We start from the raw sequence: 12246 nt of genomic DNA, 5'->3' as shown, positions 1-12246 counted from the left end.
AGGAAGGTCACCAGGAAGCCGAAGCTGAACAGCATCGGCGACTCGAAGGTGATCTGGCCCTTCCACATGGTGCCGATCCAGTTGAAGAACTTGATACCGGTCGGCACCGCGATCAGGAACGTGGTGAAGGAGAAGAACGGCAGCAGCACCGCGCCGGTGGCGTACATGTGGTGCGCCCACACGACCATCGACAGGGCCGCGATGCCGAGGGTGGCGAACACCAGACCGCTGTAGCCGAACAGCGGCTTGCGGCTGAACACCGGCAGGATCTCGGAAACGATCCCGAAGAACGGCAGCGCGAGGATGTAGACCTCGGGGTGGCCGAAGAACCAGAACAGGTGCTGGTAGAGGATCGCACCGCCGTTGGCCGGGTCGAAGATGTGCGAACCGATCTTGCGGTCGGCCAGCAGGCCCACCAGCGCGGCGGTCAGGATCGGGAACGCCATCAGCACCAGGACGCTGGTGACCAGGATGTTCCAGCTGAAGATGGACATCCGGAACATCGTCAGGCCGGGCGCCCGCATGCAGACCACGGTCGTGACCATGTTGACCGCACCCATGATGGTGCCCAGACCACTGACGATCAGGCCGCCCAGCCACATGTCACCGCCCGGCCCCGGGGAGTGGATGGCGTCGGACAGCGGCGTGTAGGCGAACCAGCCGAAGTCCGCGGCGCCGCCCGGGGTTAAGAAGCTGGCGACCACGATGGTGCCGCCGAGCGCGTACAGCCAGTACCCGAAGGCGTTCAACCGCGGGAACGCCACGTCGGGAGCACCCAGCTGCAGCGGCAAGATGTAGTTGGCGAACCCGAACACGACCGGCGTCGCGTAGAGCAGCAGCATGATCGTGCCGTGCATGGTGAACAGCTGGTTGTACTGCTCCTGCGACAGGAACTGCATCCCCGGGTGGGCGAGCTCACCGCGGATCAGCATGGCCAGTAGGCCGCCGATCAGGAAGAAGCCCATCGACGTGGTCAGGTAGAGGATGCCGATTGTCTTGTGGTCAGTGGTGCGGAACATCCCCAACAGGAATGACCCCTTGACCGATTTGCGCGCCGGATAAGGGCGCGTGGCGATCGGCTGTGGCGCGACGGCCGTCACGGTGCCTCCTGCACTGATCCCTCGGTATGTGTCCCGGACCCGGCTGGGCCCTTCCCCGGTCCTGGTGGACCGGCCGACGACATGTGACGAACAGTTGCCCTTCCCCGTGAAGGGCCGTCATCATGCCTACGCTCCATCGGATACTAGCCCGGTGTTCATGCGGTTCTTCCGCCGGGCTGTAGGCACCCTAGTCATCAACTGGAACACCGTCACCGCCAGTGAGGGGAAGCTGACAGAACGGATCAACCCCTCCGCCCTCCACCACTCGCTCGCACGCGCAGCTGAGGCGACCGCTAGCCTACGGACAAAAAGGTCCGGCAGCCCATCTGCGAGCAAATCGCAGGGCCGCCCCGGGACGACCACCACACCGTGGAGGGGAAGAACGTGCGGAAGAGCACGATCATCGGCGCCGTGCTGGCCGGCGGTCTCGCACTCGCGGGCTGCACGCCGAGCGAAGAGCCCAGTGACCAGCCGCCAGCGCCCGGCACACCGCCGCCGGCCACCGCGCAGCCGCAGCGCGAGCAGGGGCAGGCCCAGGACGGTCAGCACACCTCGACCGACGTCGAGTTCGCCAACCAGTTGCTGAGCAACAACGAGCAGCTCCTGCAGCTGGCCGACCTGGCCAACCGGAACGCGGAGAGCCCGCAGCTCAAGTCGCTGGCTTCGCAGCTGCAGCAGAAGACCCAGGGCCAGGTGCGGCAGCTGGAGTCGTGGCTGGCTTCCGCTTCCAGCTCCGAGTCCGGCAGCGCCCCGGAGGACGCGGCCGGCGACTCCGACGCGGCGCCGGCGCTGAGCGAGCAGCAGCTGCAGGAGCTCTCCCGGGCGCGCGGTGCCCAGTTCGACCAGCAGTGGAAGCAGGCCGTGACCGCGCTGCTGGAGAACGCCGGCGAGCTGGCCAGCACCGAGCTCGAGGAGGGTTCGGCCGAGCCGATGCGCTCGCTGGCCGAGTCGGTCCTGGCCGAGCAGCAGGACCTGCTGAAGCAGTTGAACAGCCCCGCCTGATCGGCTGTCCGCATTCACCAGCCCCCGGGTCCGCCCGGGGGCTTTTTGCTGCCACAACGAGTTGGCTGTGGCCTCTTCCACATCCTCCGACCAGAATCTACTATCAGTAACCTACTGACGAGTAGACAAGGTTCGAGGGAGTTCACATGTCGAAGGTGTCCGGCAAGGTCGTCTTGATCACCGGTGCGGCCAGAGGAATCGGGGCACACACCGCCCGGGAACTGGCGCGGCGGGGCGCCCGGCTCTCCCTCGTCGGACTGGAACCCGAGCAGCTCAAATCCGTCGCCGACGAACTTGGCGAAGATCACATGTGGGCCGAGGCCGACGTCACCGACCCGGAATCCATCCAAGAGGCGGTCGCGCGCACCGTCGAGGAGCTCGGGGGGATCGACGTCGTCATCGCCAACGCCGGCATCGCCCCGTTCGGCACCGTGCGGACCAGCGACCCCAAGGCCTTCACCAAAACGATCGACGTCAACCTCAACGGCGTGTTCCACACCGCGCAGGCGGCGCTGCCGCACGTCATCGAGCGCCGCGGCTACGTGCTGGTGGTCTCCTCGCTGTCGGCCTTCACCCCGGTCGCCGGGATGGCCGCCTACACCGCGAGCAAAGCCGGCGCCGAAGCCCTGGCCAGCGCACTGCACTCGGAGGTCAAGCACCTCGGCGTGGCGGTGGGCAGCGCACACCCCTCGTGGATCGACACCGACCTGGTCCGGGACGCCGCCCGCGACCTCAACGCCTTCCGCGAGATGCGCAAACGGCTGCCGTGGCCGGTGCGCTCCACAACGGACGTGCACACCTGCGCGCGGGCGTTCGCCGACGCCGTGGAACGCCGCGCCCGGCGCGTCTACGTGCCGCGTTCGATCATGCTCATGCACTGGCTGCGCAACTTGCCCTCCTCCCAGCTCATGGAGCGGCTGATGCAGCCGCTCACCCGGAAGCTGGTGCCGCAGATGGAACGCGAGGTCGCCCAGCTCGGCCGGTTCTTCAGCGAGCGCAACCAGAAGCTCAACGGCTGACCGAGCCGGCCCGCAACTGCTCCGTCCGCTCCGGCCACGTGCTGTGCTCCGGTGCGGACACCTCCCACCCCGGTCGGGCCGACTCCACCGCCGGCGCGGTGGGTACCGCGGAGCGCCGGGACAGGACCACCCGCCGCGGCGATCGCGCGAACAGTCCACCGAGCACGGCTCCGAGCGCGTTCAGCACGATGTCGTCGACGGAGGAGACCCGGCCGGGGACCAGGAGGAATTGGACCAGTTCGATGAACCCCGCCAGCAGCAGCCCGCCGGCGGCGATCCGGGCCGTGCTGTTGAACCAGCTGATCCGGCGCGGCACCAGCGCTCCCAGCGGGGCCAGCAGCAGCAGGTTGCCCGCCAGTTGCAGCCACGGCGTGCACTCCGTCGTTCCCGCGGCCAGCGCCGTCCGCACGTCCTCGCCGAGCTCCAGGTGCAACCGGCTGGCCGTTCCGCGCTGCGGGGTGAAGACGAGGAAGGCCACGCACAGCGCCGAGTACCCCAGCGCGGCGTCCAGCACGGACTCGGCCAGCGCGTTGCAGCTACCGGCGAGCTGCCGCAGCAGCAGGGAAATCCCCGCCACCGCGGCGGCAGCCGGGAGGAACACCGAGACGAGCGGTGTGAAGCCGTGGAATGCCACAAGGATGTGATGCACGACAGCCGCACTTTCTCCGACCGTTGGCCAGAACTCACGACGCCGTGTTCCCCACCCCGCTGTGGAAATCGGCGCCAGAAACAACTTCCGCGCCCTCTGCCAACCGGAGCAGCAAAGAGGTGCAAACGCCTCACGAACCGAAATCGCTGAACGGAAAATGATTCTCCGGTGAATCACCACCGACCGAGCCGCAACCCGGCCCATTCCTGCGCAATTGCCCAACCCTCTCTCGAACGAGGCCGCAAGTCACCGGATCCACCAGCAAGAACACCAAGCACTTCGAGCGACCACTTCGGACAGCGCTCTCCCGCGCAGTGATTGCGCACACGTCACCACCACCGGAACGGCTTGACCTGATTTCTTCCGGAATGCAGCCACTCTGCTCGCTTCCGCAGCACTCCACGATGCCGCAGCCAACCCCGATCGTGGTGAATTCCAGGTAACCACTCGTGAATTAGCTCGAATATTTTTGAAATTCCCGGGAATTAACATTTTTACCGGAGGTCGAGCGCACATTGGAAATGCGCGAGCGCTCCACCGCGACCGGGTGGTGGCGCACCAGCGCACCAGGTGCCGTCCGCAGCGCCGAGCCGGGACAGCACAGGTGCGGCGGTTTTCCGACGTGGCTGGTGAACGCGATCGCGGCTCGGCCCGGGCCCGGATCGTCGAAGGGGTCTTCACCCCGGTGGTCCGCGGCGGAGCGGGCGAAGCCCGTTGCGCGGAGCAGAGGAATCCGACGTCAACACCGGTTCGGTGCGCCACTGCTTCGGCGGTCGCGGCGAACTGCTGGCGGACTCGGTCGAAGAGGTCGACCGCCGCGTGGAACGACGACCGCGGTCCGTTCCACGGCCCACCCGACTGGACGCAGTGGAACGACGGCGGCGCGTCGAGCCGGTCGCCCTGCCCCGGCGCCCACCGGAGCCGAGGAGCGCGGCCTGCTGTTCGCCCTGCCCGGGTTCGCCGGGATGTTCGGCCTGCGGGCCGGTGGGATCGTCACGGACCGCTGGGGCCCGGACCGCACCCTCGCCACCGGGGTCGGGCCTTCATCCTGGTGGTGGTCGTCTTCACTGCACTGTGGACGGTTCGGCCGGTGCCCGTGGAAGTGCTCCACCCGCTGGGCGTGGTGTGGGGTGGTGCGGCGTTCTGGAACTCCCCCGCGGTCCCGGCCCGACTGCACCTGCTGACCGGTCCCGCTTCAGCGCGAGCCCTGGCCTTGAACACTTCCGGGACCTGCGTGGGGATTGCGGTCGGAGACGTCGTCGGAGGCGTCGTCATCGACCGCTTCGGTTGCGGGCCGCTGCCGGTCATCGCGGCGGTCGCTGGCGCGGGAGCGCTCCTGCTTTTCCGGTTCGCCCAGCGGTCCGCCCCGGCCACGACCAGTTGACGGGAAGGCCCCGGCGGGCCGCGGAGCTGCCGCGGCGCACCGGGGCCGGGTGCTGCTCAGTCCTCCGGATCGTCCTGGTCGCCAGCGCGACGGCGGTCCCGGTAGATGATGATCCCCACGACCGCCACCACGATGAACGTGGGCACGAAGAACGGCACCGCGGTGATCACCGGGTGGGTGGCGAGGACGAGATCGGAGGCCACCAGCTGGGTCATGCCGGCGCCCCCACTTCAGGCCGCTGCTCGGTGTCCGAGCCCTTCGGCTCGCTGGAGTCCGCCGCGATCGCCCGGGACACCCGACGCGCGCCCCAGCCGAGCGAGAGCACCAGCGCGATCGAGCACGCCAGCACCACACCCGACGCGGTGGCCCACAGCCAGGCGGGAATTCCTTGCTTGGTCTCCCGCTGCAGCACCTGCCACTCCGGCTGGCCTTCCCGGGTCAGCTCCGGGGTGGCGGGCAGTTCCGGCAGGTCCAGCGCGGCGTCAGCCGGCATGTACAGCGGAATGGCCAGCATGGCCCGGCCGTCGTGCAACCGGATCATCGTCTTCCAGGAGCCTTCCAGCGGCATCGGTTCGGTGGTGCGGTAGACCCCGTCCCCGATGCGCTGCAAGTGGTCCACGTGCAGACCGCCGCCCTGCCAGCTGGTGATGGTCAACCAGGTGGGGTTCTCGGCGAAGTCGGCCGGCTGCAACCGCACCACCGCGTGCGCGGAGTCGTCGATGCTCACCGATGCCCGCACGTTCTCCGGGGCGGTTCCGATCAGCGCGTTGGTCACCGCCAGGGTGATCACCGCCAGGGCACCGCCGAAGACGCCGTACTGCACCGCTGGGCGGGGCAGCTGCCCGCGCAGCGCGCGCACCAGCAGCGCACCGAGCAGACCACCGCTGACGCCACCGGCGATCGCCATGACCACCCCTTCGACGGCCATGTCGGGAGTCCAGGGCAGCACGAACGCGAACTGGGTCCACGCGTACTCGGCGGCGAACCCGGCGGTGCCGGCCACCAATCCGGACACCGCCCCGAGGACCAGCGGGCGGCGGACCAGGAACAGGGCGACGAGCTCGACGCACAGCGCTTCGGCGAGGTAGAGCGGAACGCTGGCGAAGAGCTGCCCGACCACTGGGCCGACGAACAGGGAAACCCCGCCGCGCAGCAGGTAGTAGAAGCCGGCGGCGAAGAGCGCACCACCGCGTCCGACCCACAGCCGGGAGAACACCAGGGCGCAGCCGGCGGCCAGGGCGATCAGGAACGGCTGGTGCACCATCCGGAACTGGGGGACGCCGAAGTCCCACTCCCCCTGGAACACCGACAGGCCGACCAGCAGGCCACCGCCGATCATGCCGCGCCGCAGGTAGACGAGCACCGGCGCCACCTGCTTCCCGGAAGCGGCCTGCCCTTCCCGCTCCAGGACCGCGATGGCGATCAGGGAAAGTCCCGCGCCGCCGATCATCATCAGGTGCGTCGGCCCCCAGAGGGTGACGTCCTGGCCGAAGATGCGGTGCCAGATGTCGTCGAGGGGGAAGCCGAGCAGCGCGTAGAAACCGGCTGCGCTCAACAGGATCCCGCCGACCGGCGCGTGCCAGTCGCGGGTGATGCGCACCGCGGCCCCGCCCGGGCGCCCGTCCAGCGGCAGAGCGATGGCCAGCATTCCAGCGCTGAACAGACCGAAGAGTCCGATGAGGATCGGGTAGTGGGCGATGTTGGCCAGGGGCCCTTCGTCACGCCCGTTGGTGATGTGCAGGGAGATGTCCCAGTACATCCCGACCAGGGCGGTCACCAGGGAGATCATCGCCAGGTGGATCGGCAGGGCTGCCCACCCCGGCAAGCCGCGGGAGATCCCTTGGCGTTCGGTGAACGCGGCGAGCTTGGTGAGCAGCAGGATCTTCCCGGTGCGGTGGCCGTAGCCGAGCACGAGCAGGAGTGCGGTGAGCAGGCCTGCACCGCCTGAGGCGATCAGGATCTGGTCCAATGCGGCACCACCCGCGGGGCGGGTGTCCGGTGTCTGCTGCAGGAGCGCGGTCATGCCTGCTATGGAACACCACATCCGTCACAATGTCACCCCCTATTGTGACATTGAACGTTGTTAATATCCTGGCGGTGACCCACGAGGAGGACCCATGAACACCGCCCGCAATCTCGTTCTCGCCCTGGTCTCGGCAGTCCTGCTGCTCGCCGGCTGCTCGTCGGCGGAGAACGACCAGCAGAGCTCCCCCGCTGAACCAGTGGAAGCCAGCATCCGGATCACCGGTGACCGCGTGCAAGCCCCAGGCGACCGGATCAACGCCGCGCAAGGCCAAACCGTCCGCCTGACCGTGGTCAGCGACCACGCCGACGAACTCCACGTGCACGGCTACGACAAGGCCGTCGAACTCCGCCCGAACGAACCGGCCACTGTGGAATTCCAGGCCGACGTCCCGGGCGTCTTCGAAATCGAACTGCACGAGTCCAAGGCCGAACTGCCGAGTCTGGAAGTCCGGTGAACGTTCTCGCTCACGGCCTGGGTGGCCGCACCGACCTGCCGCTCAACGGAACCGCCGCGGTGATCGGCGGCGGCATCGTCGTCGCCGCCTCGTTCCTCGCCCTGGCGAAGCTGTGGACCCGCCCCTGGCTCGACCCGAACTCCGGCAAGGAGCTGAGCTGGGCGCGGGTGGCCGACTCCGCGGTCCTGCGCCGCACCTGCCGGATCATCGCGCTGGCGCTGAGCCTCGGGGTCGTCGCCGTGGCCTTCCTCGGCCCCCCGGAGACCGAGCGCAACCTCGCGCCGTGGGCGCTGTACGTGACCTTCTGGGTCGGGCTGGTGCCGGTCAGCGCGCTCTTCGGCCCGGTGTGGCGGATCGTCAACCCGCTGCGGGCGCTGCACATCCCCAACCGGCGCCCGCCCCGCCCCATGCCCTCCTGGCTCGGCTACTGGCCGGCGGCGGGCTGGCTGGCCGCGTTCGTGTGGCTGGAACTGGTCGTGCCCGAGCGGGCGGATCCCCGCCTGGTCGGCTGGGTGCTGGTGGGCTACGCGGCGATCAACCTCGCCGCGGCCCGGGTCTACGGGCCCGCCTGGTTCGCCCGCGGCGACGGCTTCGAGGTGTACTCGACCCTGATCGCCGAGCTGAGCCCCATCGGCCGCCGCGACGACGGGACCTTCGTGCTGCGCAACCCGCTCGCCGGCCTGGTGCGCACCGAAATCGAACCCGGGCTGACCGCGCTCGCCTGCGTGCTGGTCGGCGGCACCGCGTTCGACGGGCTCACCCGCACCACGTTCTGGACCTCCACCGGGTGGCTGACCGACACGATCGGCCTCGCGGGCTCGATCGCCGCGGTGTCGGTGCTGTACTGGGGCGCGATGCGCGTGAGCCGGCGGATCTCCCGCGCCGACCACGGCCTGGCCGAGATCTTCGCCCCCACCCTGCTGCCCATCGCCCTGGGCTACGCGATCGCCCACTACTTCTCCTTCTTCCTGCTGGAAGGGCAGAACACGCTCATCCTGGCCAGCGACCCCTTCGGCACCGGGCTCGACCTGCTGGGCCTGAGCGGCCACAGCGTCAACTACGGCCTGCTGACCCCGGAGATCGTCGCGATGGTGCAGATCAACGCCATCGTGCTCGGCCACATCGCCAGCACCGCGGCCGCCCACGACCAAGCCCTGCGGCTGTTCACCCCGGAACTGGCCCGCCGCGGGCAAATCCCCGTCGTGCTCGCCATGGTGCTGCTGACCAGCACCGGCCTCCTCCTGCTGCTGTCGGGCTGACCCCCGGAACAGTTGTGACGTTCAACACCGCAGATCGGAGCGGCGGGCCCCGCCGGTGACCACCGCGGACGGCCTGCTGCCCCGGTCAGGAACCCGACGCGCGGTCGCGAACCCGGCCGAACGCCCACCGCGGCAGCTGCCGGCGGGGTATGGACCGCGGCCACCGTTGCCAGTAATGATGTCCGACACCGGAGACCCGAATCACACCGGAGGCGCCGCCCCCTGCACCGGCGGGCGCGGACGGACAGAGGGAGAAGGATGGCAACGCTGCGGGAACTGCTGCAGGACGGCAGACCGGCGATCGGCGGCTGGTGCTCGATCCCCAGCCCGGTCACCGCCGAAATCGTCGGGCGCAGCGGCTTCGACTGGGTGTGCATCGACACCCAGCACGGGCTCATCGGCTACGACCAGATGGTGCCGATGCTGCAGGCGCTGTCGGCCACCGGCACCCCGGTCCTGGTGCGGGTGCCGTGGAACCGCCCCGAGCACGTCATGAAAGCCCTCGACGCCGGCGCCCACGGCATCATCGTGCCGATGGTCAACACCGCCGACGAGGCGGCCCGCGCGGTCGAGGCGGCGAAGTACCCACCGGGAGGAACCCGCAGCTGGGGTCCCCTGCGCGCAGCCATGGCAGCCCCCTCCTACTTGGCTCCCGAAGCCAACCGGCGGACGTTCGTCGCGGTCATGATCGAAACCCCCGAAGGGATGCGGAACATGACCGACATCCTGGCGGTTCCCGGAGTCGACGCGATCTACGTGGGCCCCTCCGACCTCGGCATCAGCCACGGCATGCGACCGGACCTGGCGGTGCGCGACACCGACCACGAAGAACTCGTCCGCACCGTGCTGCGCTCCTGCCAGCGAGCCGGGGTGCACGCGGGAATCCACTGCGACTCCCCGCGGACCGCTCAACGCTGGCTCGACCTCGGTTTCCAGTTGACGAGCCTGTCCTCCGACGCCGAACTGCTGCACGCCGCGGCCCGAACAGCGGCCCAGCAGTTGAGAACCGGCTCCGGAGACGACAGCCCCGGGCGGGATTCGCCCGCCGACAACGACTGACAGCCATTCGAATCCCACCAACTGCGAGGCAGCATTGAGCATTCTCGGCACTCGAGTGGACCGCCGCGAAGACCCGCGCCTGCTGACGGTCGGCGGCACCTACGTGGAGGACCTGCAAGATCCCGCGCTGACCGGCGCGCTGCACGTCACCTACGTGCGCAGCCCGATGGCGCACGCCCGGATCACCGAGATCGACACCGAAGAAGCCCGCGAATTCCCCGGCGTGGTGGCGGTTTTCACCGGTGAGGACGTGGACCTGCCCCCGTTCCCGCCCAACCCGGGAGTGGGCGGCCGGATCTCGTCCGCGATGGCCCGCCCGCACCTGGCCCGGGACGTGGTGCGCTACGTCGGCGAACCGGTCGCGGTGGTGCTGACCGAAACCCGCGCCCAAGGGGAAGACGCCGCCGAACTGGTGGCGGTGGACTACGACCCGCTGCCGGCGGTGGTGGACGTCGACGACGCCCTCCGCGACGAAGTCCTGCTGTTCCCGGAGGCCGGGAGCAACCTGGCCAGCTCGGCCGGGCGAACCGATCCGGAACTGTTCAGCGACTGCGAAGTCGTGGTCACCCAGCAGCTGGAGAACCAGCGGCTCGCCGCCGTTTCCCTGGAAGGCCGGGCCGCCGCCTGCGCCTGGGACGGCGACAAGGTGACGCTGTGGCTGTCGAACCAGAACGCCCAGGCCTGCCGGGACGCGCTGCAGAAGAACCTGGGGCTGCCGGCGGAGCAGGTCCGCATCATCACCCCCGACGTGGGCGGCGGGTTCGGCGCGAAGATCGGCCTGGAGCCGGAGTCCGCCCTACTGGCCTGGTTGGCCAAGAAGACCGGTCGCCCGGTGCGCTGGGTGGAGAGCCGCAGCGAGAACCTGGTCGGCATGTCGCACGGCCGGGCCCAGCGGCAGGTGATCACCATCGGCGGCCGGCGGGACGGCACCATCCAGGCCTACCGGCTGGAGATCGTGCAGGACACCGGCGCCTACCCGCGGATGGGGGCGCTGCTGCCGGCGTTCACCAGCAGCATGGCCTGCGGCGTCTACGCCATTCCCAAGGTGGAAACCACCACCCGCTGCGTGGTCACCAACACCACCCCGGTCCACGCCTACCGGGGCGCCGGTCGACCGGAGGCCACCGCGGCGATCGAACGGGCCATCGACCTGTTCTCCGCGGAAATCGGCATGGACCCGGCCGAAGTGCGCCGGCGCAACTACATCCGCCCCGAGCAGTTCCCGTACCAGACGCCGGGCGGCATGGTCTACGACACCGGCGAGTACGAGAAAGCCCTGGACGCGGTGCTGCAGGCGGCCGACTACCAGGCGCTGCGCGCCGAGCAGGCCGCGCGCCGGGAACGGGGCGATGCGCGGCAGCTCGGCATCGGGCTGGCCAGCTACGTCGAGGTCACCGCGCCCAACGCGACCGACGGGGAAACCGGGCACGTCGAGGTCCGGCCGGACGGCAGCGTGCTGGTGCTGACCGGCAGTTCCCCGCACGGGCAGGGCCACTGGACCTCCTACGCCATGCTGGTCGCCGACCGGCTCGGCGTCGACATCGACGAGGTCGAAGTGGTGCACGGGGACACCGACCGGATCCCCAACGGGGTCGGCACCATGGGCTCCCGTTCCCTGCAGCTCGGCGGATCGGCCGTGTACCGGGCGGCCGAGGAGGTCCTGGAGAAGGCCCGTCAGCTCGCCGCGGAACTGATCGAAATCGCCCCGGAGGACCTGGAGCTCGTCGAAGGCCGCTGGCAGGTCCGGGGCACCCCGGGAGTCGGCGTGACCTGGGCCGAACTGGCGCAGCACGCCCCCGAAGGGCTTTCCGCCGACGTGCACTTCACCGAGGACCGGCCGACCTTCCCGTTCGGCACCCACCTGGCGGTGGTGGAGGTCGACACCGAAACCGGCAAGGTCGACTACCTGCGGCACGTCACGGTCGACGACGCCGGGCGCATCCTCAACCCGGTGCTGACCGAAGGACAGCGGCACGGCGGCATCGCGCAAGGCGCCGCGCAGGCCCTGCTGGAAGAGGTCACCTACGACAGCGACGGGAACCCGCAGAACGCCAGCCTGGCCGACTACGCGGCCATCACCGCGGCCGAGCTGCCGAGCTTCGAACTGCTGACGATGGAAACCCCCACCTCGCTGAACCCCTTGGGCGCCAAGGGGATCGGTGAAGCGGGAACCATCGGGGCGACTCCCGCGGTGCACAACGCGGTGGTCGACGCGCTGGCGCACCTGGGCGTCCGGCACATCGACATGCCCACGACCCCGGAACGCGTGTGGCGGGCAATCAATCGGGCTTGAG

11 protein-coding genes are annotated in these 12246 nt (G+C 69.5%); 7 read left to right on the top strand and 4 right to left on the bottom strand.

From position 1 onward, the window contains the following. Positions 1 to 1100 (bottom strand): cbb3-type cytochrome c oxidase subunit I (locus SREC43747_RS0108455; RefSeq protein WP_201768661.1); only part of this gene is annotated, 1100 nt, incomplete at its 3' end. A gap of 384 nt (positions 1101 to 1484) precedes the next feature. On the opposite strand from SREC43747_RS0108455, the gene SREC43747_RS0108450 reads away from it, so the two are divergent. Continuing rightward, positions 1485 to 2102 (top strand): DUF305 domain-containing protein, encoded by a 618-nt coding sequence (locus SREC43747_RS0108450; protein ID WP_029720742.1) that lies wholly within the window; start codon positions 1485 to 1487, stop codon positions 2100 to 2102. Between the two features lie 146 nt (positions 2103 to 2248). Next, positions 2249 to 3121: an SDR family oxidoreductase gene (locus tag SREC43747_RS0108445; protein ID WP_029720741.1), complete on the top strand. Its 873-nt coding sequence runs from the start codon at positions 2249 to 2251 to the stop codon at positions 3119 to 3121. Here SREC43747_RS0108445 and SREC43747_RS0108440 read toward each other — a convergent pair. Further along, positions 3111 to 3770 carry a VanZ family protein gene (locus tag SREC43747_RS0108440; RefSeq protein WP_160173040.1) on the bottom strand — a complete coding sequence of 220 codons (660 nt, stop codon included), beginning with the start codon at positions 3768 to 3770 and terminating at the stop codon, positions 3111 to 3113. The two genes, SREC43747_RS0108445 and SREC43747_RS0108440, sit on opposite strands and share 11 nt — an antisense overlap. 1090 nt (positions 3771 to 4860) lie before the next feature. Here SREC43747_RS0108440 and SREC43747_RS19700 point away from each other — a divergent pair. Next, positions 4861 to 5154: a hypothetical protein gene (locus tag SREC43747_RS19700; RefSeq protein ID WP_152528357.1), complete on the top strand. Its 294-nt coding sequence runs from the start codon at positions 4861 to 4863 to the stop codon at positions 5152 to 5154. 56 nt (positions 5155 to 5210) lie between these two features. Here the strand turns inward: SREC43747_RS19700 and SREC43747_RS21290 are convergent, their stop codons facing one another. Both SREC43747_RS21290 and SREC43747_RS0108425 read right to left on the bottom strand, forming a co-directional pair. Then, entirely contained in the window at positions 5211 to 5369 is a 159-nt protein-coding gene (locus SREC43747_RS21290) for a hypothetical protein (RefSeq protein WP_160173039.1), read from the bottom strand. Then, the gene (locus SREC43747_RS0108425) at positions 5366 to 7177 is read right to left on the bottom strand and encodes a hypothetical protein (protein ID WP_152528356.1); all 1812 of its coding nucleotides are present in this window, start codon (positions 7175 to 7177) and stop codon (positions 5366 to 5368) included. Before SREC43747_RS0108425 ends, SREC43747_RS21290 begins: the two co-directional genes overlap by 4 nt. A 94-nt stretch (positions 7178 to 7271) precedes the next feature. Here SREC43747_RS0108425 and SREC43747_RS0108420 point away from each other — a divergent pair, with 94 nt between their 5' ends. From SREC43747_RS0108420 to SREC43747_RS0108405, 4 genes are all read left to right on the top strand, one after another. Further along, positions 7272 to 7634: a cupredoxin domain-containing protein gene (locus tag SREC43747_RS0108420; protein WP_029720737.1), complete on the top strand. Its 363-nt coding sequence runs from the start codon at positions 7272 to 7274 to the stop codon at positions 7632 to 7634. Next, positions 7631 to 8893 carry a hypothetical protein gene (locus SREC43747_RS0108415; RefSeq protein WP_029720736.1) on the top strand — a complete coding sequence of 421 codons (1263 nt, stop codon included), beginning with the start codon at positions 7631 to 7633 and terminating at the stop codon, positions 8891 to 8893. Before SREC43747_RS0108420 ends, SREC43747_RS0108415 begins: the two co-directional genes overlap by 4 nt. A 258-nt stretch (positions 8894 to 9151) precedes the next feature. Further along, the gene (locus tag SREC43747_RS0108410; protein WP_029720735.1) at positions 9152 to 9952 is read left to right on the top strand and encodes an HpcH/HpaI aldolase family protein; all 801 of its coding nucleotides are present in this window, start codon (positions 9152 to 9154) and stop codon (positions 9950 to 9952) included. A 34-nt stretch (positions 9953 to 9986) separates the two neighbouring features. Further along, positions 9987 to 12245 carry a xanthine dehydrogenase family protein molybdopterin-binding subunit gene (locus SREC43747_RS0108405; protein WP_029720734.1) on the top strand — a complete coding sequence of 753 codons (2259 nt, stop codon included), beginning with the start codon at positions 9987 to 9989 and terminating at the stop codon, positions 12243 to 12245. Position 12246: the final 1 nt, after the last annotated feature.

It is taken from the genome of Saccharopolyspora rectivirgula DSM 43747, from assembly GCF_000497205.1.
In the GTDB taxonomy this organism is placed as follows: domain Bacteria; phylum Actinomycetota; class Actinomycetes; order Mycobacteriales; family Pseudonocardiaceae; genus Saccharopolyspora; species Saccharopolyspora rectivirgula.
Note: the sequence above shows the minus strand (reverse complement) of the source record. Positions and strands in the feature narration are given on the sequence as shown.